The organism is Mucilaginibacter sp. (assembly GCF_965200995.1).
In the GTDB taxonomy this organism is placed as follows: domain Bacteria; phylum Bacteroidota; class Bacteroidia; order Sphingobacteriales; family Sphingobacteriaceae; genus Mucilaginibacter.
Genome location: NZ_OZ241743.1, coordinates 1,347,139 through 1,371,538 on the forward strand (window position 1 = coordinate 1,347,139; position 24,400 = coordinate 1,371,538).

20 protein-coding genes are annotated in these 24,400 nt (G+C 45.3%); 19 read left to right on the plus strand and 1 reads right to left on the minus strand.

Annotated elements, in window-relative coordinates; all coding sequences use genetic code 11:
- Positions 1 to 125: 125 nt before the first annotated feature.
- Complete coding sequence (gene dapF / locus ACY652_RS06425) at positions 126 to 911, plus strand: diaminopimelate epimerase (RefSeq protein WP_462267210.1); 786 nt, start codon at positions 126 to 128, stop codon at positions 909 to 911.
- Between the two features lie 38 nt (positions 912 to 949).
- On the opposite strand, the gene ACY652_RS06430 is transcribed toward dapF, so the two are convergent.
- A complete protein-coding gene (locus ACY652_RS06430) occupies positions 950 to 2,299 on the minus strand; it encodes a sugar transferase (protein ID WP_462267211.1) in 1,350 nt (449 codons plus the stop codon).
- A 508-nt stretch (positions 2,300 to 2,807) separates the two neighbouring features.
- Here ACY652_RS06430 and ACY652_RS06435 point away from each other — a divergent pair.
- From ACY652_RS06435 to glf, 18 genes are all read left to right on the plus strand, one after another.
- Positions 2,808 to 5,258: an SLBB domain-containing protein gene (locus tag ACY652_RS06435; protein WP_462267212.1), complete on the plus strand. Its 2,451-nt coding sequence runs from the start codon at positions 2,808 to 2,810 to the stop codon at positions 5,256 to 5,258.
- The gene (locus ACY652_RS06440) at positions 5,259 to 6,341 is read left to right on the plus strand and encodes a lipopolysaccharide biosynthesis protein (protein WP_462267213.1); all 1,083 of its coding nucleotides are present in this window, start codon (positions 5,259 to 5,261) and stop codon (positions 6,339 to 6,341) included.
- Between the two features lie 229 nt (positions 6,342 to 6,570).
- On the plus strand, positions 6,571 to 7,587 hold the full coding sequence (locus tag ACY652_RS06445; protein WP_462267214.1) for an FAD-binding oxidoreductase: 1,017 nt from the start codon (positions 6,571 to 6,573) through the stop codon (positions 7,585 to 7,587).
- Positions 7,588 to 8,358, plus strand: coding sequence for a glucose-1-phosphate cytidylyltransferase (gene rfbF / locus ACY652_RS06450; protein WP_462267215.1), 771 nt, complete (start codon positions 7,588 to 7,590; stop codon positions 8,356 to 8,358).
- A 3-nt stretch (positions 8,359 to 8,361) separates the two neighbouring features.
- A complete protein-coding gene (rfbG, locus tag ACY652_RS06455; protein WP_462267216.1) occupies positions 8,362 to 9,444 on the plus strand; it encodes a CDP-glucose 4,6-dehydratase in 1,083 nt (360 codons plus the stop codon).
- Between the two features lie 18 nt (positions 9,445 to 9,462).
- The gene (gene rfbH / locus ACY652_RS06460) at positions 9,463 to 10,749 is read left to right on the plus strand and encodes a lipopolysaccharide biosynthesis protein RfbH (protein WP_462267217.1); all 1,287 of its coding nucleotides are present in this window, start codon (positions 9,463 to 9,465) and stop codon (positions 10,747 to 10,749) included.
- Between the two features lie 153 nt (positions 10,750 to 10,902).
- Positions 10,903 to 11,925 carry an NAD-dependent epimerase/dehydratase family protein gene (locus tag ACY652_RS06465; RefSeq protein ID WP_462267218.1) on the plus strand — a complete coding sequence of 341 codons (1,023 nt, stop codon included), beginning with the start codon at positions 10,903 to 10,905 and terminating at the stop codon, positions 11,923 to 11,925.
- Between the two features lie 98 nt (positions 11,926 to 12,023).
- Positions 12,024 to 12,965: a glycosyltransferase family 2 protein gene (locus tag ACY652_RS06470; protein WP_462267219.1), complete on the plus strand. Its 942-nt coding sequence runs from the start codon at positions 12,024 to 12,026 to the stop codon at positions 12,963 to 12,965.
- Positions 12,955 to 14,208 carry a glycosyltransferase 87 family protein gene (locus tag ACY652_RS06475; protein WP_462267220.1) on the plus strand — a complete coding sequence of 418 codons (1,254 nt, stop codon included), beginning with the start codon at positions 12,955 to 12,957 and terminating at the stop codon, positions 14,206 to 14,208. The genes ACY652_RS06470 and ACY652_RS06475 overlap by 11 nt, the downstream gene beginning before the upstream one ends.
- A 31-nt stretch (positions 14,209 to 14,239) precedes the next feature.
- The gene (locus ACY652_RS06480; RefSeq protein ID WP_462267221.1) at positions 14,240 to 14,914 is read left to right on the plus strand and encodes an SDR family NAD(P)-dependent oxidoreductase; all 675 of its coding nucleotides are present in this window, start codon (positions 14,240 to 14,242) and stop codon (positions 14,912 to 14,914) included.
- A 6-nt stretch (positions 14,915 to 14,920) separates the two neighbouring features.
- Complete coding sequence (locus ACY652_RS06485) at positions 14,921 to 16,054, plus strand: 3-dehydroquinate synthase family protein (RefSeq protein WP_462267222.1); 1,134 nt, start codon at positions 14,921 to 14,923, stop codon at positions 16,052 to 16,054.
- Between the two features lie 14 nt (positions 16,055 to 16,068).
- A complete protein-coding gene (locus ACY652_RS06490) occupies positions 16,069 to 17,880 on the plus strand; it encodes a thiamine pyrophosphate-binding protein (protein WP_462267223.1) in 1,812 nt (603 codons plus the stop codon).
- Between the two features lie 14 nt (positions 17,881 to 17,894).
- Positions 17,895 to 18,998 (plus strand): N-acetylneuraminate synthase family protein, encoded by a 1,104-nt coding sequence (locus ACY652_RS06495; protein WP_462267224.1) that lies wholly within the window; start codon positions 17,895 to 17,897, stop codon positions 18,996 to 18,998.
- Positions 18,999 to 19,004: 6 nt separating this feature from the next.
- The gene (locus ACY652_RS06500; protein ID WP_462267225.1) at positions 19,005 to 20,357 is read left to right on the plus strand and encodes a lipopolysaccharide biosynthesis protein; all 1,353 of its coding nucleotides are present in this window, start codon (positions 19,005 to 19,007) and stop codon (positions 20,355 to 20,357) included.
- On the plus strand, positions 20,354 to 21,394 hold the full coding sequence (locus ACY652_RS06505; protein ID WP_462267226.1) for a glycosyltransferase family 2 protein: 1,041 nt from the start codon (positions 20,354 to 20,356) through the stop codon (positions 21,392 to 21,394). Before ACY652_RS06500 ends, ACY652_RS06505 begins: the two co-directional genes overlap by 4 nt.
- A 27-nt stretch (positions 21,395 to 21,421) precedes the next feature.
- A complete protein-coding gene (locus tag ACY652_RS06510) occupies positions 21,422 to 22,330 on the plus strand; it encodes a glycosyltransferase family 2 protein (RefSeq protein ID WP_462267227.1) in 909 nt (302 codons plus the stop codon).
- Between the two features lie 30 nt (positions 22,331 to 22,360).
- Positions 22,361 to 23,254 (plus strand): glycosyltransferase family 2 protein, encoded by an 894-nt coding sequence (locus ACY652_RS06515; RefSeq protein ID WP_462267228.1) that lies wholly within the window; start codon positions 22,361 to 22,363, stop codon positions 23,252 to 23,254.
- A 22-nt stretch (positions 23,255 to 23,276) separates the two neighbouring features.
- Positions 23,277 to 24,392: a UDP-galactopyranose mutase gene (gene glf / locus ACY652_RS06520; RefSeq protein WP_462267229.1), complete on the plus strand. Its 1,116-nt coding sequence runs from the start codon at positions 23,277 to 23,279 to the stop codon at positions 24,390 to 24,392.
- The last annotated feature ends 8 nt before the right edge of the window (positions 24,393 to 24,400 follow it).

The window sequence follows — 24,400 nt, forward strand, 5'->3', positions numbered from 1 at the left end:
GATGCGAACAACAATAAGTTATCTGCCTTTCTGTTAAAAAATGTTAAACTTATCTTTGCAGCAAAACCACCAGCTAAAGGTACTGCTTCAACTCATTTTTGACTGTTTTAAGAAGGAAAAGTTCAATGGATATATCTTTTTTCAAATACCAGGGTGCTGGTAATGACTTTATCATGATTGATAACCGCACCTCCCCTGTTAACCATCGGCAACCAGAATTAATAAGCCGCCTCTGCAACCGCCGTTTTGGCATAGGTGGCGATGGTATTATGTTTTTACAGGAGAAAGAAGGATACGATTTTGAGATGGTTTACTACAATGCCGATGGCAAGCCCAGCAGTATGTGTGGCAATGGGGGCCGTTGTATAGTAGCCTTTGCCAGGTTTTTAGGTATCATTGGTACCCAAACTAACTTTTTGGCAGTAGATGGCCCGCACTATGCCACAATTTCTGAAAGCGGCGACTGGGTAAGTCTGCAAATGATTGATGTAAATGAAATCAGTACTGACGGGGCGGCGTATGTTTTAAATACCGGTTCGCCGCATTTTGTACAACTAACCACAAAGCTGTCAGAAAAGGATGTTTACCACGAAGGTAAGACCATACGCAATAACAGCACTTACAGCAAAGAGGGCATTAACGTTAATTTTGCAGAACCGGCAGTGCAGGGATATGCAGTACGCACTTATGAGCGGGGTGTTGAAGATGAAACTTACGCCTGTGGTACAGGCGCTACTGCGGTAGCTTTGGCAATGGCCCGGCACAACCATCAAACCGGCAGCATAAGTACTCCTGTAAAGGTATTAGGCGGCAACCTGAACATTAAGTTTGAGTATAATGGAGAAACGTTTAGCAGCATTTACCTGGAAGGGCCGGCTGTGCAGGTATTTAAGGGACAAATTAGCTTATAAACGAACAAGGGCGGTTATAATTAACCGCCCTTGTTCGTTTATTTTCCTTTACCCTGTATCATCACCTTAACAGTTTTAAAGATGATGTTAAGATCAGAATTTAATGTAATATTTTCTAAGTATTGCAAGTCGTAATGCATACGGTCGCACATTTGCTCTACGTTTTCAGCGTAACCATATTGTACCTGGCCAATAGAGGTAATGCCTGGCTTAATTTTCAGCAAATCCTTGTAGTGAGGGGTTTTTTCAGAAATTTGCTGAATAAAATGTTCCCGTTCCGGCCGTGGCCCTACAATAGACATATCCCCTTTTAATACGTTCCAAAACTGAGGCAACTCATCCAAACGGGTTTTACGCATTACACGGCCCCATTTGGTAATACGCGGATCATTATCTTTAGACAGTTGCGGCCCCATCTTTTCCGCATCAGTATACATACTCCTGAACTTGATAATCTTAAATGGCTTACCATTAAGCCCTACACGTTCCTGGCGGTAAAACACCGGTCCTTTAGAAGTTAAACGTGTAGTTAAATATATCGTAAAAAATACCGGCGAGCCTACCAGCATCAAAGTAGTAGAGAACGCTACATCAAACCCTCGCTTTGCTAATCTTATCCGGCGGTCCATTGCCTGACCCGCACGCACTTGCAATACCGGCAGGTTATCGTAATTTACCAGCTTAGCGTAAGCGTTTGTCAGCATCAGGTCCGATACTACTTTTATCTTTACCCCGTTCAGTTCACCAAACTGAATAAAGAAGTTAAGCAGCACTTCATCCATATTTTTATAACAGATAAAAATCTCATATGGATTTTTGGCCATAAGGCGCTGGGTCAGTTCCTCTTCAGAAAGTGAAGCGCAATCATCGCCTAAGCTGGTATCAATTACATCGTAGCCATATTCGCGGTGGGTTGAAAAATATGAAGCTAAGCGGGAAGCAATATTGTCTTCTCCTAAAATTAAAATATTACGGGCATTGTAACCCTGCTTGCGGATGTAATCTAAAAACAGGGAAAGGCAAATCCGCTGAAATATAACCAGCGCTATAAAAATGGTATAAGTAAAAAACAGCTTTTCAGCTGAAACCTGATAGATATCTAAAAAGTAAATGCAACTAAAGGTGATCAGTAAATGGTAAAGGATAGTCTGAAAAAACTTATTCAGGTTATCTTTTAATTTAAGCGGACGCGGAATATGATAAGCGTTAGAAAGCGGCGCCAGAACAATCCATATAATATTTATCAGCAGGATGAACTGCGGGCCTGAACCTGCACTGCTATAACTGTTCAGTGATACATATACAGGATTATATAGTGCTATATTAAGCAGTAACAAATCGCATATTAATGTAAAACCGGGAAGATATTTGGAGTAACGGTAGGGCATTAGCAGACAATTAGTTTAACAATATCTTAATTGCACAATTCAAAAAAAAAATCTAAATGTTTTGCAATTTTCGCTTTCCTATGGCACTGCAAATATAAATCCAATAATACGTTAATCATGTACTTTATTTAAAGTATTGTATTAGGAAAATTTTTTTCTTAGTATTTGAATGAAATTTATCCACAAATACATAGCTGGCACTCCCCTCTATATTATGGAGGCTAACCATTATCTATTTAATATTTGTTACACCTGACTCTATTTCTATACAATTTGTTCAAATAATTAAACAAGCGGTTCTGATATATCGTAGAAAAGCTCAATTACAAATTGTGCAAAACTTAGCTAAACCCTGCACGAATAACTTTCATTTAATGTTGATAAAATTATCTTTATTATAAAAGATTATATTTGCGCCCATAACTTAAGGGCAACCTCTTGCTAAACAAGGCTTGTATTTTTTTTGCCCTTATAAAACCTCATAAATTACTTGCATGTAACCCTGCTTATGAATAAATTTCTATTTCGTGTAGTGATGGTATCACTACTCTTCTTTGTGGCTGTAAGTCACCCTGCACTGGCACAATTGGATGCAAAAAACCTGTCAACGCTTAGTGTTGACCAGCTTTCTGACCAGCAATTGAGCCAATTGATGCAACAGGCGAAAACAAGCGGCCTAACAGACGAACAGGTAGTAGCCCAAGCCCGCCAGCGGGGTTTGCCTGCTTCGGAAGCCGGCAAGTTAAGCAGCCGCATTGCTATTATAAGAAGCCAGCAAGCTACCGTTACCGACCCGGCCACTGTGGTTACCAAACGCAGCTTAAGCAACCAAACCGATTCATTATCCACCCCGGTAAAACAGGTAAACCCCTTTGCATCACTGCAGCTTCCTGTTTTTGGTGCAGATTTGTTTTCAAATAACAATTTAACCTTTGAACCCAATTTGAACTTGCCTACACCGGTAAATTATGTATTAGGCCCCAATGACCAGCTGAATGTTAATGTATATGGCAACTCCCTGGTTAACTGGAAACTCAATGTATCTCCCGAGGGCAGCATTAATATTCCCGGGGTAGGCATACTTAATGTGGCAGGCCAAACCATTGAGCAGGCCACTTCATCTATCAAAGCTAAACTGGCGGCCAATAATTATGCAATTGGCCGCGGTACCAGCGTACAGGTAACCCTGGGCGATATCCGCAGTATTAAAATAATCATGTCGGGCCAACTGGCAAAGCCGGGTACCTATACGCTTAGTTCTTTAGCCACTGCATTTAATGCACTATACGCCGCAGGCGGCCCTGGTGTAAATGGCACATTCAGAGATATTCAGATCATCCGCAACGGGCGCATTGTCCGCAGGCTGGATATTTATGATTTCTTAACTACCGGAAATCAGAAGGGCAATATCGGCTTGCGCGACCAGGATATTATTTATGTGCCTACCTATAAAACCCGCGTTTCATTAACAGGCCAGGTTAAGATACCGGCTTATTTTGAGGTGCTGCCCGGCGAAACACTGCGCGATGTGATCAGATTTGCTGGCGGTTTTACCGATGCTGCTTATACGGCCCGCGTTCAGGTATCGCAGATTGTTGACGAGCAGCGCCGCCTTACCGACATTCAGGAAAATGATTTTGATACCTACAGGCCCCTGCGCGGCGACCAGTTTGTAGTTGGGCAGATACTGAACCGGGTTGAAAACCAGTTACTGGTTCAGGGTGCGGTTTTCAGGCCCGGCGTTTTTGAATTGAGCAAGGGCTTAACCTTATCGCAGTTAATTGCAAAGGCTGGCGGTTTGCGTGAAGATGCCTTTATGAACCGCGGTACCATTGTGCGCCTTAAACCCGATAATACCACCGAAAGTATTGCCTTTAACGTAAGGGATGTGGTTAACAAGGTGAGTGATATTGCATTGCAGCGTGAGGATGTGGTTACCATTCCTTCCATCTTTGATTTAAGGGATCAATACTCTGTAATTATAAACGGCGTAAGAAGCCCCGGCACTTACCCGTATGCAGATAGTATGCGGGTGGAGGATCTGATCATCAGGGCAGGGGGCTTGCCCGAAGGCGCCAGTACCCGCCGGCTTGAAGTTGCCCGCCGGGTAACCGATGCCGACCCGCTTTCTAAAAGCACTAAAGTAGCGCAGGTATACAGTATTAACATCAATGGCCGCCTTACACCGGAGCAGGGCAACTTTGTACTGAGACCGTTTGACGTGGTTTCCATTTACCAGTTACCCGGATATGAAACACAGCGTACTGTAAGCGTAGAAGGCGAAGTGCTTTACCCGGGTGTGTATACTATTGAGCGCAAGAACGAAAAGATTTCTGACCTGATTAAACGTGCCGGTGGTCTTACTGCATCAGCAGATGCGGACGGGGGTACGCTTAAACGTTTGAACAGTAGTATTCTGGGCATTGACCCAAGCCGTGCAGATACAGCGGCTATAGCACGTGAACGCCGGGGGCAGCTTGACAGGCTGGAGCAAATCAGCGGTACGCCTGGCTACAGAAACAACAATGTAGGTATCGATTTAAAAGATATAATTTCATCACCGGGCTCCGGGTCTGATTTGCTTTTGGAAGACAGGGACGTACTCAGAATACCCAAAAGGCAGCAGATTGTACGTATAAACGGCGAAGTACTATACCCAAGTGCTGTGGTATACAGCAGCGGCAAATCTTTTAAAGGTTATGTTTCCAATGCAGGCGGATATACACCTTATGCCATACCCCGCAGAGCATACGTAGTATATCCTAATGGAACGGTAAAGGCTACGCACAAGTTCCTGTTCTTTAAATCACACCCGTCTGTAAAGCCGGGCAGCGAAATTTTTGTGCCGCGCGAGCCGGTTAAAATACCAAGCAACGTTGCACAAACCGTTATAGGCTATACTACAGGCTTAGCTTCATTAGGCGCTATTATTTTAGGTTTAATTAGTCTCAGAAAGTAAATGCAGCACCCTCCTGAATATTCAACACCCATGGCCGCCGATGAGGTTACCATCAAAAGTTTAGTAGTTAAAGCCGGTAATGCACGCCGGTATCTGCTTACGAAGTGGAAAGTTCTGCTGTTGGCCATAATTATAGGCGGGGCTGCGGGTGTAGCCTACGCCATGTATAAAAAGCCTGTTTATACTGCAGAAAACACCTTTGTACTGGATGACGGCTCAAGTTCCGGCGGTGGCTTAGGTCAGTACACGGCGTTAGCCTCTGCTTTTGGTATTGATCTGGGTGGCGGTGGCAGCGGCTTATTTCAGGGTGATAATATTATTCAATTATACCAGTCAAGGCACATGGTTGAAAACGCCTTACTGACAAAAGCCAGCTTTAACGGCAAACAGAAATTACTGGTTGACCGCTATATAGCGCTAACTAAAATGCGCGAAGGCTGGAGCAAGCAGCCCAAGCTGAAAAACATCAGCTTTGATATTCCCAGGGAACGGTTTACCATAGCGCATGACAGCATCATGAGCAGAATTATAGGGGATATTACCAAAACGTACCTTACGGTTAGCAAACCGGATAAAAAACTAAGTATTATCAGCGTTAAGGTAAAGTCGGGCGATGAGCTGTTTGCCAAGGCCTTTTCAGAAAGTATTGTAAACACAGTAAACACCTTTTATGTACAAACCCGCACCAAAGGATCAATAGAAGTAGTGCAATTGCTGCAGCACCAGGCCGACAGTTTAAGGCGCACCCTTAATTCTTCCCTCGCCGGTACTGCCGCTGCTGCCGATTATAATCCAAACCCTAACCCGGCTATGCAAATTTTGCGGGTGCCGGCCCAGCGCCGGCAAATAGATGTGCAGTCTACCTCTGCCATTTACGCCGAGGTAATTAAAAATTTAACCATTGCACGGGGTTCGTTACAAAGGCAAACACCTTTAATACAAATTATTGATCAGCCTATACTGCCTTTGCCCAAAGAAGCCATAGGCAGATCGAAAGCAGGTTTAATAGGCATGTTTCTTGCAGAACTGCTGTGCATTGTAGGCTTAATAACTTATAAATTCTATAAAAACTTAATGAGTTAGCAGCGTTACTCAGAAGCTGTTTAAAAATGATTCTAACCATTACTATTGCCAGTCGTTATTGCGAGGAACGGGCGCCATCCTCAACTTACAGAGCGTCCATACCTGTCGGGGATGGCGCCCGTTCCTCGCAATGACGCGCTTTTTTACTTGTTTTTAACAGCCTTTTAAGCAATAACAACAAATTTGTATTAAATTAATGGGTATCAGCAATACATATACACTTAAGGTTTTGTCCGTTGTTCAGGAAACGGCTGATTGTGTTACCCTGTGCTTTAAACAGCCGGCACTTAAAAAAGTAAAATATCAGCCGGGGCAGTACTTAACCGTTATATTCAACATCAACGGCCGCCGCTACATCAGGCCTTATTCTTTTTCTTCGGCTCCGGGTATTGACAGCACCCTGAACATTACTGTTAAGCGTGTGCCCGGCGGCGTGGTTTCCAACCACATAGTGGATAAAGTTAAAGCGGATGATATGCTTGAAGTATTTCAGCCGCTTGGCGATTTTACGCTGGATTCTATTAGCAGCCCTGCTGAACAAAGCCTGGTGCTTTGGGGCGTAGGCAGCGGCATTACCCCGCTGATTTCAATTGCCAAACATGCCTTGCACAACCGTTTATGCAAACACGTTACGCTGGTTTACGGAAACCGTAATCATGACAGTGTGATCTTTCGCCAAACGATTGACGAGCTTAAAAATAATTTTTCCGGGCAGTTGGCCGTATGGCATTTTCATACCCGGGCGGTAGTAGAAGACAACAACCCGTACCTGATCGAAGGCCGCATCAATCCGCAGAAGGTAATTGATGTATTGGGCGCAGAGCGCGATGTGCAGCACACCTATCATTACATATGCGGCCCTGCAGGGCTAAAGGAGTCTGTTAAAGAGGTGTTATCTGCTGCCGGGCTGCCGGAAAGCCGGGTATTTACCGAAGATTTTGAACTGGTAAAAGACCCTGCTGCTTTTGAGGATATTGTAACCCGTACCGTACAACTTATAAAAGATAACCAGCCCGTTGAGGTTGAAGTAAGCAAAGGAAAAAGCATACTGGAAGCCGGGCTGGATGCCATGATCAGCATGGATTACTCCTGCCAGACCGGTACCTGCCTGCTATGCAAAGGCAAATTGCTGGAAGGCGAAACCAAAACTATAGGTATTGATACCCTGCCCGAAGAACTGGCTGCCGATGAGCGCCTGCTTTGCTGCAGTTTTCCGCTAACAGATCATATTAAAATAGCAATATAAATGAAAGTAGTATTACTTGCAGGCGGCCTCGGCACGCGCCTATCAGAAGAAACCGTAGTAAAGCCCAAACCTATGGTTGAAGTAGGCGGAATGCCTATCCTGTGGCATATCATGAAGATCTATTCTTCCTACGGCTTCAATGAGTTCGTAGTATGCCTGGGCTACAAAGGCTATGTAATTAAGGAGTATTTTGCCAACTACTTTCTGCACAAATCAGATGTTACCATTGATTTATCTACCAATGGCATTACCGTGCATGATTCGCAGGCCGAGCCCTGGAAGATTACACTGGTAGATACCGGCGATACGTCGATGACCGGCGGCCGCATCAAGCGCATCCGGCAGCACGTAAATAACGAAACTTTTATGTTTACTTACGGCGATGGATTAGGCGATGTGAACATCACCGAACTACTGGAGTTCCATAAGAAACATAATAAGCTGTGCACTGTTACGTCGGTGCAGCCATCCGGCCGTTTTGGTGCGCTCAATATTTTAGAGGGTAACGAGGTGCACTCTTTCATGGAAAAACCCAAAGGCGACGGCTCCTGGATAAACGGCGGCTACTTTGTATGCGAGCCGCAGGTATTTGACTATATTGAAGGCGACAGCACGGTTTGGGAAAAAGACCCGATGGAAAAGCTGGCTTCAGACGGGCAGATGGTGGCTTACAAGCATCATGATTTCTGGCGACCAATGGACACGCTGAAAGACAAATTCGATTTGAACGATATGTGGAACGAGGGCGACGCCCCATGGAAAACCTGGTAACCCGTGACAGCAGAGCTTATTAACACCTATCGAGGTAAAAAAGTATTTTTAACAGGGCATACCGGTTTTAAGGGTGCCTGGATGCTTAAGATTTTGCACATGCTGGGTGCCGAAGTAAAAGGCTATGCCTTAGCGCCCGAACAGGATCAAAACCTGTTCAGCCTGATTAATGGCGACACCCTTTGCCAATCGGTAATTGCTGATTTGCGCGACCACGACCGCCTGATTAAGGAGATTACTTCTTTTCAGCCCGATTTTGTGTTCCATTTGGCAGCGCAGCCGCTGGTTCGCCTGTCATACGATATACCGGCTTATACCTTTGAGGTAAATGCCATTGGTACGGCTAACGTGCTGGATGGCATACGCCAACTGGAAGGCGAATGCAAAGCGGTGATGATTACTACGGATAAGGTGTATCATAATAACGAATGGGTATACCCTTACCGCGAAGATGACCGCCTGGGCGGCTATGACCCTTACAGCGCCAGCAAAGCCTGCACCGAACTGGTAATTGATTCGTACCGTAATTCATTTTTCAACTTAGCCAGATACAGCGAGCACCAAAAAGCCATCGCCGTTGGCCGTGCCGGTAATGTAATTGGCGGCGGCGACTGGAGTAAAGACCGTTTACTGCCGGATATTGCAGTAGCTATCAGTCAGCACCGCGAAGTTATTATCCGCAACCCGGTTTCGGTAAGGCCGTGGCAGCATGTGCTGGAGCCGCTATCGGCTTACCTGCTTTTAGGCAGCAAACTGGCTGCCGGGCCGGTACGCTATGCACAGGCTTATAATTTTGGGCCCGATGCCGATGATACCCTTACAGTACAACAGATGGTAGAGCTGGCTATTGATGCCTGGGGCCAGGGAGGCTACCGTGCAGAACAGAACCCTAACCAGCCGCATGAGGCCGGTTTGCTAAAGCTGGACATCAGCAAAGCCACTGCTGAACTGGGCTACAAGCCATCCACCAGTGCAGCTAATGCCGTAAGCATGACCATCGACTGGTACAAAAATCACTATAACCAAACTACGCCTGATGATGATTTTACGCAGCATCAGATCAATCAGTTCTTTAAATTACATTAATAAAAAACATTCAATAGTATGGATTTAACCATAGAGCATATTCAGGAACGGCTGAAGCAAGGCACTACCCGTGAGATTATTGCCGGCAAGAACTACATTCCGGTAACCGGCAAAATCATCGAAGAAGATGATATACTGGCCGGTGTAGATGCTACGCTGGATGGCTGGCTGACAGCCGGCCGCTATGCCGCGCAGTTTGAGGCCGAGTTTGCCGCCTACTTTGGCGCGCCAAAAGCGCTGTTGGTAAATTCCGGCTCATCAGCTAACCTGGTGGCCTTTTACGCGCTTACTTCGCCTAAACTGGGCGATCGGGCTATCCGCCCCGGTGATGAGGTAATTACGGTAGCGGCCGGTTTCCCTACCACCGTAAACCCGATGGTGCAATTTGGTGCTATACCAGTGTTTGTAGATGTGGATGTGCCTACGCACAACATCAACGCAAATCTGATTGAGCAGGCCATCAGCCCTAAAACCAAAGCCATCATGATTGCCCATACGCTGGGTAACCCTTTCAATTTGGATGAGGTAATGCGCGTAGCCAAGCAATATAATCTTTGGGTAGTAGAGGATGATTGCGATTCATTGGGTGCTACCTACAACGGTAAAAAGACCGGCACTTTTGGTGACATATCTACCTTTTCCTTCTACCCGGCCCACCACATTACTATGGGTGAAGGCGGCGCTGTAGTGGTGAACAACCCTGAACTGGTAAAAGTAGCCGAAAGCTTCCGCGACTGGGGCCGCGATTGCTACTGCCCGCCGGGTAAAGATAATACCTGCGGCTGCCGTTTCTCGCAGCAGTTAGGTACCTTGCCTTATGGTTATGACCACAAGTACACTTACTCGCACATCGGCTTTAACCTGAAGGTAACCGATATGCAGGCCGCTTTTGGTGTTACCCAGTTTAAAAAGCTGGACCGCTTTATTGCTAAAAGAAGGGAAAATTTTGCTTTGCTGCGCGAGCGCATGAAAGAATTTGAGGAAGTGTTCATTCTGCCTGAAGTTACACCCAATAGTGATCCGTCGTGGTTTGGCTTTTTGCTGACATTGCGTGAGGGTGATGCCGCCGACCGCCACATGCTGGTACAGCACCTGGAAGACCAAAAGATTGGTACCCGCCTGCTGTTTGCCGGTAACCTGCTGCGCCAGCCTGCCTACCAGGGCATTAACCACCGGGTAGTAGGCAGTTTAGAGAACACCGATACCATCATGAACCAGTCTTTCTGGCTGGGCGTATGGCCGGGGTTGAACGAAAGCCACTATGATTATATGGCTGATACCATCAGAAAATATATCAACGGGTAAAGAAGCATACAACCAACTTGTCATTGCGAGGAACGAAGCAATCCCGTAGCTATGCTATCCGCTTTGCTTACGACGGGATTGCTTCATTCCTCGCAATGACAAGTTTTTTATTATATTAACAAGTATCTTTATTCCACTATCTAAAACATCCTGGTGAAAAGAATAGCTGAGGAAGACTTACTTTACATCTGTAATCACACAAAAGACCTTTGGGCTCCGTTAAGCAATAAAAAGATATTGCTCACCGGCGCTACAGGGTTCTTTGGCAAGTGGCTGCTGGAGAGTTTTAACTACATTAACCAAAAGCTGTCGCTTAATACCGAAATTTATGCCTTATCCCGTAATCCGGACAGCTTTTTAAAAGACTACCCGTTTTATGCAGAAATGCCAGATGTTCATTTTCTGCAGGGCGATATTATTGATTGCAATTACCCGGATGAAGGCTTCAATTACATCATCCATGCTGCTACTGATGCCGATGCCAAACTGAACAGCGAAAACCCGCTGCTGATGATGGATACCATCACCACCGGAACGCGCCGCATACTGGATTTTGCCAGAACCCAGCCTGTTGAATCTTTTTTACTCACCAGTTCGGGAGCGGTTTATGGCAGGCAACCTGCCGAAGTAACGCATGTAAGTGAAGAAGAAAGCTATCCGGTAGATATTAATAATCCTGCCTCGGCCTATGCCGAGGGTAAGCGCATTGCGGAATTGTATTGTTCCACCTATCATCACCAGTTTAACCTGCCGGTTAAAATAGCACGCTGTTTTGCCTTTGTGGGGCCTTACCTGCCATTAGATAAGCATTTTGCCATCGGCAACTTTATCCTGAACGGGCTGCAGCAGCAGGATATTATGATTAAGGGTGATGGCACACCTTACCGCTCTTACCAGTATGCAGCAGATCTGGCCGTATGGCTGTGGACGATCTTATTAAAAGGTAAAAACAATGTACCTTATAATGTAGGTTCCAATGAATCGGTAAGCATAAAAGAAACAGCGGAGGCTGTAGCAAGGCAATTTGAGGGTATACAGGTGCAGGTGTTGGGCAAACCTTCGGGCTTGCCGGTTCAGCGTTATGTGCCGAACATCAGCCGGGCTGCAGAACTGGGCCTGAATGAGAATTTCAGCTTAGCTGATGCGATTGAAAAGACGATACAATTTTGTCAGTAATATTTTAGCTGGCACTGTTTTACCTGCTGCACCTGCATTTAGCCGGTACGTTTTTAAATACCACACTTTAAAACTGATTTGAAGAAACTTAACGGTTTATGGATAAAAAATTAATCAGCATTGTTACCCCGTGTTATAATGAGGAAGACAATGTGGAGAACCTTTACCAGCAGGTAAAGCAGATCATGAACAGCGTACCTCAGTATAATTACGAACATATATTTATTGACAACGCCTCGCTTGATAACACCGTAAGTGTGTTGAAAGGCTTGGCACAGCAGGATAGCCAGGTAAAAATCATTGCCAATGCCCGTAATTTTGGCTTTATGCGCTCACAATACCACGGGCTGCTAAGTGCCAAAGGCGATGCCGTGATTTTGGTAGTAGCCGATTTGCAAGACCCGCCGCCCATGATTTTACAGTTTCTGGGAAAATGGGAGGAAGGCTATAAAATAGTAGTGGGCGTTAAGCCCAAGAGCTACGAGAATAAGCTGATGTTTCTTGTGCGTAAGGTATTTTATAATCTCATTTCGCGTATATCAGAAACCGAGCAGATTAAAAATTTTACCGGGTTCGGCTTGTACGACCAGCAGTTTGTTGGCGTATTAAGAACGCTGGATGAACCCTATCCTTATTTCAGGGGATTGGTGGCAGAGCTGGGCTTTAACCGCATTGAACTGCCCTTTGTGCAGCCCAAACGCGAGAAAGGCAAATCAAACTATAGCTTTTACAACCTTTACGACACGGCTATTGTAGGCATCGTAAACTACTCGAAAGTGCCGCTGCGCCTGGTGAGTTTTGCAGGGGTATGTGTGTCTATTGTAAGCTTGCTGATTGCCTTCATCTACTTTGTATACAAAATTATTTTCTGGAACAAGTTTCAGGTAGGTATTGCCCCGCTGGTAATTGGTATATTCCTGCTGGGCGGCATACAACTGTTCTTTCTGGGTATATTAGGTGAATATGTGGGGGTGATATTAACGCAGGTTAAAAAACGGCCGTTGGTGATAGAAAAAGAAAGGGTGAATTTTGATCATTAAAAAGCAGGCCGGTCACGAGCAGGTTACGGCACAAACTATTAAAATCAGAGTAATTGCCACTATTGTATTTGCAGGCGTTTGCTTCGCGATGCTGCGCGCTTACCTGGGCGATTATTTATCGCACGGGCAATACCCTTATAACACTTTCCTGTTTGACCCCGCCGACCGCTTTAATGACCTGTTCAATGTAATTGCCATTTGCAGGGATAACAATCCCTATTTTGTAAACTTCAAGTTTACGTCTAACTACTTCCCCATGGCAAACAGCTTTTTCTACTTGTTCTCGCTGTTGCAGCACCATTGGCTTATTGGCTTTGCTTTTTTAGGAGGGTTTGTAGCCTTATACAGCTACCTGATTAAAAATTATTTCAAGCATTCGTGGCGCCGGCACTTCCTGGAGCTTTTAATCATTTTCTTCTTTTCCTACCCTATCTTCTTCAATGTAGACCGGATGAACCTGGAGCTGTATAATTTTGTGTTCTGCCTCCTGTGGTTTTACTTTCGCAAGCAGAATAAACCTTTGCTGGCTGCATTTTTCCTGAGTTTGTCCATATCGTTTAAATTATATACCTGCCTGTTTGCCTTATTGTATTTAAAGGAAAAGCAGTACAAATACTTCTTTATCACCGGCATTTTAACCGGTGTGATTACCGTACTGCCGCTGCTTACTTTTCAGGGAGGGCCGGTAGCCAATATTCATGGTATGCTGCAATCGCTCAATAAATTTACGGCTATTTATATTGATGGCTATATCGGGCTGCATCATAACCTATCCCTGTTTGGGGCGCTCAAAGTTTTGGCTATAATTTTCATGAAGTTATTTCAACATCGGGTTACCGCTGCGGGCGGCCTTAACCGCCTGTTGCCTGCTTACTCTGTATTCACGCTGTTATCTTTTGCAGCCATCATCTTCTTCGTATTTAAAAAGAATATGCCGGTATGGAAGAACACCTTTTTGTTGTGTGCCATTATCATCTTGTTTCCGCATGTATCGTATGATTATAAGCTGATTTTCATGTACATCCCGCTTATCTTCTTTTTAAGAGAAAAAGAGAGCCGGGGAGATGTTTGGTATGCGGCAGGCTTTGCCTTGCTGCTCATCCCGAACAACTATATTTACATTGTGAAAGATATCAGCGTAGCCGTGCTTATATATCCTGCTGTTATTCTGCTCATGAGTTTGGTGATTCTGATTAAACCAGAACGGGAATATGTAATGACAACGCAGCCGCAACTAACCTGATAAAGCTTTACCCGTATAAACATCTGCCTACATGCAAAAAACATTATTTATAACCGGGGGAAATGGAGAGATCGGCAAAGCCATTGTGGCGGTGTTTGAGGCCAACGGTTACGCGGTCATTGCGCCTTCATCAAAGGAAATGGATTGCAGCAGCGAAGCATCCCTGAAAAGCTACTTTGATAATTTTGCACCGGTAACCATTGATGCCTTTGTGCACTGCGCCGGTATCAACAATCCCAAACCCTTTACTGAGGTAACTTCAGCAACTATTTTGCGCTCGTTCCAAATCAATACACTGAGCTTTCTGTTCATCAACCAATACCTGAACCAGCACTATCACGAAGGCACCCGGATTGCGGCCATATCTTCCATTTACGGGCATATTTCCAGGAACAAGCGTTTGGAGTATACCACGTCTAAGAACGGGTTAAAAGGCATGGTGCAAACCTTGTCGTTGGAACTGGCGGGCCGGGGCATACTGGTCAACGCAGTTTCGCCGGGGTTCATTGCTACAGAGCTTACTTACAAAAACAATCCACCGGAAGTGGTTAAAGGATTAGTGGATGATGTTCCCTTAAAAAAACTCGGTAAGCCGGAATACATCGGCGAACTGGTGCACTTCCTTTGTTCAGATAAAAATCAATTCATTACCGGACAGGACATCATTATTGATGGTGGCTACCTTACCGGCGGATTTCAAGCATAATTACTTATGACAAACAGCTTTTACATAGAGGAGAAAGAAATTCCGTTTTCTTTTGATGACCTGTCGGCATCAGAGATCACCATACAATCCATGCCTTATAATTATGTGGTGAACTTTGTAGACAGCGCTACCCTGAACAATAAGATACAGGAAGTAGTTGCGCTGAACAAAGGCAACCACTTTGTATTCATTGATAAAAATGTAGCCAGCCTGTATACCAGTGAGTTCTTTGATGGTCAGGATCTACATACACTGGAAGCCATAGAAGAAAACAAGGTATTACCTACGGTAACGGGCCTGCTGGATAAATTGCAGGAAAAAAATGTATCTAAAAAAGATGTGATGCTCACCGTTGGCGGCGGCATTACGCAGGACATCAGCGCCTTTGCACGGGCCGTGTACAAGCGGGGCATTAACTGGACGTACATCCCCACTACCCTGCTGGCCATGAGCGATAGCTGCATCGGGGCGAAATCCTGCCTGAATTATGGCGGCATCAAAAACCAGCTGGGCCTGTTTTCGGCACCGCAGCAGGTATACATTTGCGGCGATTTATTAAAAACGCTGGATGAGCGCGATGTGCTTTCCGGCTATGGCGAGATATTGAAGCTTTCCATCGTAGGCGGGCCGGAGTGTATCGATAAGTTTAAAGAGCTGGCCCAAAGCCAGCGCAGCACCTTAGATAATATTGATCAGTTCACCAAACTGGCCTTGATGGTTAAAAAGTCGGTGATTGAGCTGGATGAGTTTGAGTACAACATCCGCAAGGCGCTTAATTACGGGCATACCATCGGCCACGCCATTGAGCCATTGGTAAACTATGAAATTCCGCATGGCATTGCGGTATCTATCGGCATGGTAATAGAAAACCTGGCCTCGGTTAAATATGGCTCATTGCCGGCAGCCGATGCAGAGGCCATCAACCAGTTGATTTTATCTTATGTTGATCAAAAATCGCTGGATTTGCTCAAGCAGTTGTCGATAGATGACATGATTGAAAACATGAAAAAGGATAAGAAATCGGCCAACAACGAAATTGTTATGGCAGTACCGCTTAAAGTTGGTAGCTTTGGCCTGTTGAAAATACAATCCGATACTGCGTTCAAAGATTTTCTGACTTCCGCTTTTCAACAATTATAGTAATTCTACCCTCAATGATTCGTTTAGCAGATTACGTATTCAACCGGATAGCTGAATACACCGATAAAATATTTCTGGTTACCGGCGGCGGCGCCATGCATTTAAACGATGCCATTGGCCGCAACCACAACATTAAATATGTGTGCTGCCACCATGAGCAGGCCGCCAGCATTGCCGCCGAAGCGTATAGTCGCGTATCAGGCAAATTAGGCGTTATCAATGTAACTACCGGCCCCGGCGGTATTAATGCGCTGAACGGCGTTTTTGGCGCCTGGACGGATTCGGTTCCCATGCTGGTGGTATCAGGCCAGGTAAAGCGCGAAACCACGCTGCAAATGAATGGCCTTATTGGTACCCTGCGCCAGCTGGGCGATCAGGAAGCTGATATTATCTCGATGGTAAAAGGCATCACCAAGTACAGCGTGTTTGTGGATGATCCCAAAAGCATCCGTTATCATGTAGAGAAGGCCATTTATCTGGCACTCAACGGGCGCCCCGGCCCCTGCTGGCTAGACATCCCCATTGATGTGCAGGCTACCCGGATTGACCCGGATACTTTGGAAGGCTACAGTCCGGAGGAGGAACCGGCTATTGACGTAACCGTCATGCAGGCGCAGATTAAAGAGCTGATTGAAAAAATACAGCAGGCCGAACGCCCGGTAGTTTATGCCGGCCACGGCATCCACCTGAGCCAGACGTATGAGCCGTTCTTTAAGTTTATCGATAAGCTGCAAATTCCGGTGGTTACCGCCTGGAACTCTAACGATTTGCTGCCCGATGAGCATCCGCTGTATGCTGGCCGCCCGGGCATCATCGGTAACCGTGCCGGTAACTTCAGCGTTCAAAATTCCGATTTGGTAATCGTGCTGGGTTCGAGGCTCAACATCAGGCTGGTGAGTTACAACTGGGAAAATTTTGCCCGCAACGCTTATAAAGTGGGGGTGGATGTTGACATCAACGAACTGAACAAGCCCACCTGCAAGTTCGACTTAAAGATACAGGCCGATTTGCGCACTTTCTTCCCCGAATTTTTAAAGGCCGCAGCAGGCATTACCTTTAATTCTAAAGCGGATTGGTTAGCCTGGTGCAAAGTACGCGTAGAGAAATATCCGGTTTGCCTGCCTGAGTACTGGGAGCAAACCGAGGATGTTAATCCCTATTGCTTCGTAGACGAATTATCTAATCATCTGCATGAAAATGAAGTAGTAGCCTGTGCAGATGGCACTGCATGTGTGTCTACCTTTCAGGGCATTAAGGTAAAATCAGGCCAGCGTGTGTTCCATAATTCGGGTTGCGCTTCAATGGGATATGACCTGCCGGCAGCAATTGGCGCGTATTTTGCAAACGAAGATGCCGGAAGAATTGTGTGCATTGCGGGTGATGGCAGCATTATGATGAATTTGCAGGAATTGCAAACCATTTCAGGAAACCATTTGCCGATACAGATCTACATATTAAATAATAAAGGCTATCACTCCATACGGCAAACACAGCATAACTTTTTCAGGGATAACATTATTGGCTGCGGCATCGAATCAGGGTTAAACTTTCCGAATTTTGAGAAGATAGCCTATGCTTTTGACCTGCCTTATTTCTCTATCAAAAATCATGAAGAGCTTAAGGGTAAGTTAAAAGACATTACCGCCACCAAAGGTGCATTTATCTGCGAAGTGATGCTCAACCTGGACCAGCAGTTCAGCCCGAAGCTATCTTCGAAAAAGCTGGACGATGGACGCATGGTAAGCGCCCCGCTGGAAGATATGTTTCCGTTTTTAAGTACAGAAGAATTACAATCAAATATGATTGTACCTACCATAAATAAGTAATTGACAATAACAGAATGAACGATTCAAAAATTTTTAATGACCTGTTTGTCCTCGAAATGACGAACAATCATATGGGCAGCGTGGAAAGAGGTTTGCAGATCATCAAAGAGTTTGCCCGCGTAGTACGCTTCAATAATGTTAAGGCGGCCATTAAACTTCAATTCAGAGACGTTGACAATTTTATACATAAGGATTTCAAGGATCGCCAGGATATCAGGTATATCAAAAGAACCATGGAAACCCAGATGTCAAACGAGGATTATGCCGTACTGGTAAAGGCCATTGTTGACAGCGGCTGTATCCCGATGGCTACCCCTTTTGATGAAAAATCGGTAGACCTGTGCTGCAGCTTTAACATGCCGATCATTAAAGTGGCCAGTGCTGATTCTAACGACTGGTTCCTGCTGGAAAAAATTGCCAGCACCCGCAAGCCTACTATCGTTTCGGTAGCCGGTTTATCAGTTAAAGACACGGATGATCTGGTTAAATTCTTTAAGAACCGTGGCATTCCATTGGCGATAAATCATTGCGTAGCCGCCTACCCTACCCAGGCCTACGAAATGGAACTGAACCAGGTGGATTACTTTAAAAACCGTTATGAGGATAACATCATTGGCCTTTCTACCCACGAAAGCCATGATACTACTGATTATATCAACTGTATGTATGTGGCTGTGGCCAAGGGTGTACGTTTATTTGAACGCCACATTGATATTGACAGCGACGGACAAAAAATATCTCCTTACTCCTATACCCCGCAACAGGTTGATGCCTGGTTTAAGGCTTATAACAAAGCTAAGGAAATGTGCGGCGGCCCAGGTACCGAGCTGCGTATCCCGATGAAAAAGGAAACCGACTTTTTGGATAACTACATACGTGGTGTATATGTAAAGAAGGATTTGCCTGCCGGCCACACGGTAACCCACGGTCAGCTGAACGAAGATTTTTATCTGGCGTTCCCCTTACAAAAGGGCCAGCTCTCTTGCCGCGAACTGATGAACGGCGAAAAACTGCTGCACCCGGTAAGCGCCGACCAGCCATTAAAAATTGATGATATTGACGGCCCTTACTCTGAAATACAGGAACTAAAAGATACCATTTACAACAGAGGGTTATAAGCTAAGGTGTTTAAAACAAAACTGGCTGATAAGCTTGGTATTGATAAAGCGATAGCCTATACCATTTTCTCCAGAACCATACAGGGGCTGGGCGGCGTGGGTACGGTATTGTTCATTGCCCGGAACCTAAGTAAAAACGAGCAGGGATACTACTATACATTTAGCAGTATCCTTGCCATTCAGGTGTTTTTTGAGTTGGGCTTAAGTACGGTTATTACCCAGTATGTAGCGCATGAAATTGTGCACCTGAAATGGGTAAGCGCAACCCATTTAGAAGGCGATGAGGTATACCAGTCGAGGCTGGCCTCCCTGCTTCATTTCTGCTTTAAATGGTTTTCCCGTATCAGCGCTTTTCTTTTTGTACTGCTCATGGTTGCCGGGTACTACTTCTTCTCCAGTTTTGGCGGCAAAGGCGATGCAAATATTCACTGGCAGTTCCCCTGGGCTATACTGGCATTAACCACCAGCTGCTTTTTGGTGATCGACCCATTGATGGCTTTTTTAGAAGGCATGGGCAAGGTAAAGGATATTGCCCGTATGCGATTGATTCAGCAAACCGTATACATCTTCAGCCTGATTATATTTTTGCTATGCGGCTTTAAGCTGTATTCATCAGCTTTAGCTACTTTTTTGGCATTTTTAAGCATATTTATAGGTTTTTTCACCTCCGGCTTTTCCAATATTTTAAGAAACCTGTGGAAACTGAAAGGCAACTGGGCGGTTAGCTACCGCAAAGAAATTTTTCCGTATCAATGGAAAATAGCGGTAAGCTGGATAAGCGGATACTTCATTTTTCAACTGTTTAATCCGGTACTTTTTGCCACAGAAGGCAAAGTAGTGGCCGGCCAGATGGGGATGTCGCTGGCGGCCTTAAATGGTGTGCTGGGGCTGTCCATGAGCTGGATCAGCACTAAGGCGCCGCTGTTTTCTAATCTGATTGCACAGAAGAATTATACTGAACTGGATAATGTATTCTTTACCAGTTTCAAAAAGTCGGTTGGCATCGTTTGCCTCGGCCTGCTGGTATTTTTTGGCGGTGTTTTTGCACTGCGATACTTAGGTTTGCCATTAGGCAACCGTTTTTTGCCGCTGCGCCCGCTTGGCTTTATGTGCATGTCATTCTTGTTTAACTGCATTGCTTTCAGCCTTGCTACCTATTTAAGATGCCACAAAGCCGAGCCTTTATTATCACAGGCTGTTGTTTTTGCAATATGCTCAGCCCTTTCTACTGTTCTATTGGGGCATTTTTTTGGCGTAATGGGCGTAACTGCCGGTTACTTTATATTGGGCCTTACCATCGGACTACCCTGGGTAGTTATTGTGTTTATTACTAAAAGAAAACAATGGCATCAAGCATGATTCTTACTGTTGCTATACCTACTTATAACCGGCCCGAAAAGGCAAAAAATACGATACTTGATTTAGTGCCGCAACTCAACGGCGAGGTAAAGATCATGGTGCTGGATAATCACTCAGACGTAGTGATCGGAGATTTTGTAGGGCCGCTTATTCCGCAGGAGAAAAGGGATGCCGTTACCTTTATACGCCACCGCGTAAATATCGGCGGCGACCCTAACTTTGCCCGTTGCTTTGAGCTTTGTGATACGGAATACATTTGGGTGCTGGGCGACGATGATAAGGTAATGCCCGATGCCATCAGCCTGATTTTGCAGGATATTAACCAGTTTAAGGATTTGGATCTGATCGGCTTTAACTTCAACTCTAATTGTGTTGAAGAAACCGTACGCACCGGGCCAAAATTTTTGCAAAGCACCAATGACTTTGTTTACCGGGTTGATTCGTTTGGCAACTGCGAAACGTTATCTACCTCTGTATATCGCACTAAAGAGTACGCCAAATACCTGTACAATGCCGCCTGGGGTACGTACAGTATGGCCTCGCAGTTTGTGCCGGCCATTATGGCCATGAGCCGGGGTAAAGTATTGGTACTTTCCGAAAAGACCATTGTACAATACATTCGCGGCGAGGATGAGCATGCCTGGGTTGATTACCAGCTGGCTTTGGGTATTGTAAGCCTGCTCGAAATGCCTATCGGCCTGAAAGATGATGAATACAAGGCTTTTGGCAAGCTCACCAGCCGGCATTACAATTTTATATGGCCTACCGGGGTGCTGCATTCTATCCTTCATTCTGTTGACTTCGATGTGGATTTGATTGACAATTACCATATCTATATTTATAAAATATTAACGCTTAAAGGCCTTGAGTTCAGAACGGACAAGGCCGCCAAGCTACGGCAGTACAGTATGTGCCTTTTCTTTTTAAAGAACAAAAGAATGCTCAAACTGATGCTGAAATTACGGCCGGGCATCAAGCAGAATGCCTTAAAGGCGCAACCGTTCCATTTATTTAAACGAAATGTTACGCTGAAATAAAGCGTAACTTGCAATAAATATTCTACCATGAATGCATCATTTGTAATTGTAAATTACAATAGAAAAGACGAGCTGCTGATTACCATTCAGAAAACAAAGGACTTAATCAGCACTTATAAAGACACTTATGAGATTGTAATTGTAGACAACGGCTCTACCGACGGCAGTGCCGAAGCGGTTGCTGCCGCCCATCCCGATGTAAACCTCATTGCGCAAAAGGTAAATACCGGCGCACCGGCCTGGAATGCCGGTTTTGCTGCAGCCAAAGGCGATTACTTCATCATTATGGATGATGACAGCCACATCCAATCAGGCCTGGATGAAGCCTTGCACTATATGGAAGCACGCCCGCAGATTGGTGTACTGGCCTTAAATGTGCTCACCGGCCCCTATACCAGTAAAGACTGGAACATGCAGGAAGACCGTAACATTGTGGGCTTCATTGGTTGCGGCGCCATACTGAGGAGAGAAACTTACAATAAGATAGGCGGCTATCCCGACTGGATTTTCTTATATGTAAATGAATGGGATGTGGGCATGCGTTGCCTGGCCGCAGGTTACACCGTGCAGTTTTTTGAGAACTGTAAAGTAATACACCGTACCAGCGCCCTGCACCGCACCAACAAGCGCTTAACTACTTTAGTAAATAAGCACGGCATGGGTATTGTATATAAATATTTCGGCCACAAGAAAACCAAATACCTGCTGCGCCATGCATTAAACAACATTAAACAGGCACTTAAACAGTTTAAGTTTAAAGAAGCCTGGTATGTAATTTTGGGTGTCCGCGAATTTTTAAAGTTCAGAAAGAGCATTCCGCTGGTACCGGTATCGGCAGAAGTGCAGCGGCAGTTTATACGGGAGTTTCACCCGGTAAAAGAATCGCCGTTCGAGTTTATCCGCAAGCGGGTATACAAGGACAAAGACCGTTTATAAGTAAACAGATACAGCGCAAAGCAAGTTAAAATGAGAGCATCCTTCGTCATTCTGAACTACAACCGTAAGAATGAATTGTTAATTACCATTGAGAAGACCAAGGCATTAATTGCCGGTCGGCCAGATGCTTATGAGATCATCGTGGTGGATAATAATTCATCAGATGGCAGCGCCGATGCGGTAAAAGCTGCTTATTCGGACATTACACTGATCGAGCGGAAGGAAAACACTGGCGTAGCCGGTTGGAATTACGGTTTTGAGCAGGCCAAGGGCGATTATTTGATTGTGCTGGATGACGACAGCAATCTGGAAAGCGGCCTGGAAGAAGCGTTAACTTATATGGATCAAAACGCTAAAGTTGGCGTTTTAGCCTTGAATGTAACCACCGGCCCTTATACCAATGAGATGTTCAAGTGGAAAGACCATGAGAACATTATCGGCTTTATTGGCTGCGGTGCAGTAATACGTAAATCGCTGTATGACAAAATTGGCGGATTCGCCGCCTGGCTGTTCATCTACGGGCATGAGTTTGATTATGCTATCCGCTGCCTGGATGCCGGTTATGAGGTGCAGTTTTTTGAGAACAGCAACGTCATTCATCGCGCCAGCGCTATTAACCGCAGCAGTAAGCGTTTAAAGGTATTTTGTACCCGTAACGAAATGGGCATTGTATATAAACATTTCCCGAAAGAACGCTGGAAATACCTGACCCGTATGCTGGTTAACGGGCTGAAGTGTATTAAAAGCGAAGGACTGATGGCCGCCTGGTATACACTGATTGGTGCAAGGGATTTTTTCAAGATGCGCAAGCAACTGGCCTATAGCCCGGTTTCAAAAGAAGTGCAGGATTTTTATGCCGGCCGTTTTCATAGTACCAAGCCGATACTTTATTACCTGACCAACAGAGCAAAAACGAACAAATAATAAATACATCTACCAATAAGATATGAAAAAATACGACTACTTAATTGTTGGCAGCGGCTTATTCGGCTCGGTGTTCGCACATGAGGCCAACAAACGCGGTAAAACCTGTTTAGTGATTGACAAGCGCGACCATGCCGGCGGCAATGTGTTCTGCGAAAAAGTGGAAGGCATCAACGTACACAAATACGGCCCGCACGTGTTCCATACCAATGACGAGGATATCTGGAACTACGTACAGCAGTTTGTAAAGTTCAACCACTTTGTATGTAACACCCTGGCGGTATACAAAGATGAAATGTATAACCTGCCGTTCAATATGAACACTTTTTACCAGTTGTGGGGCACACGCAAACCGGAGGAGGCCAAGGCTAAGATCCAGTCGCAAAAAGAAGCGCTGAATATTAAAGAACCTTCTAACCTGGAAGAACAGGCACTTTCACTGGTAGGCCCGGATGTTTACGAAAAACTAATTAAAGGCTATACCGAAAAGCAATGGGGCCGCCCGGCCACCGAGTTACCTGCGTTCATCATTAAACGCCTGCCGGTACGCTTTACTTATGATAATAACTATTTTAACGATAAATATCAGGGTATTCCTATTGGCGGCTATAATGTGCTGATTGACGGCCTGCTGGAAGGCATCGAAGTAAGAACCAATACTGATTACTTTGAGAACCGCGAGGAGTTTGATAACATCGCCGATAACGTTGTTTTCACCGGTAAGATCGACCAGTATTATGATTTCCAGTTCGGGCAGTTAGAGTACCGCAGCCTGCGTTTTGATACCGAGGTAATGGATACCGACAACTACCAGGGCAATGCTGTAGTAAATTACACCGAGCGTGATGTACCTTATACCCGCGTGATTGAGCACAAGCACTTTGAGTTTGGTACCGGCCCCAAAACGGTGGTTACCAAAGAGCATCCGCAGGAATGGACGAGTGAAAAAGAGCCATACTATCCGGTAAATGATGCTAAAAATACAGCGGTATTCAAGCAGTATCAGGATTTAGCCGACAAGGCAGAGAACGTAATCTTCGGCGGCCGTTTAGCCGAGTACCGCTATTACGATATGCACCAGATCATCGGCTCGGCACTGAAAAAGGTGAAAGATCACTTCAGTGCAGTAGAAGCATAGGCTAATTA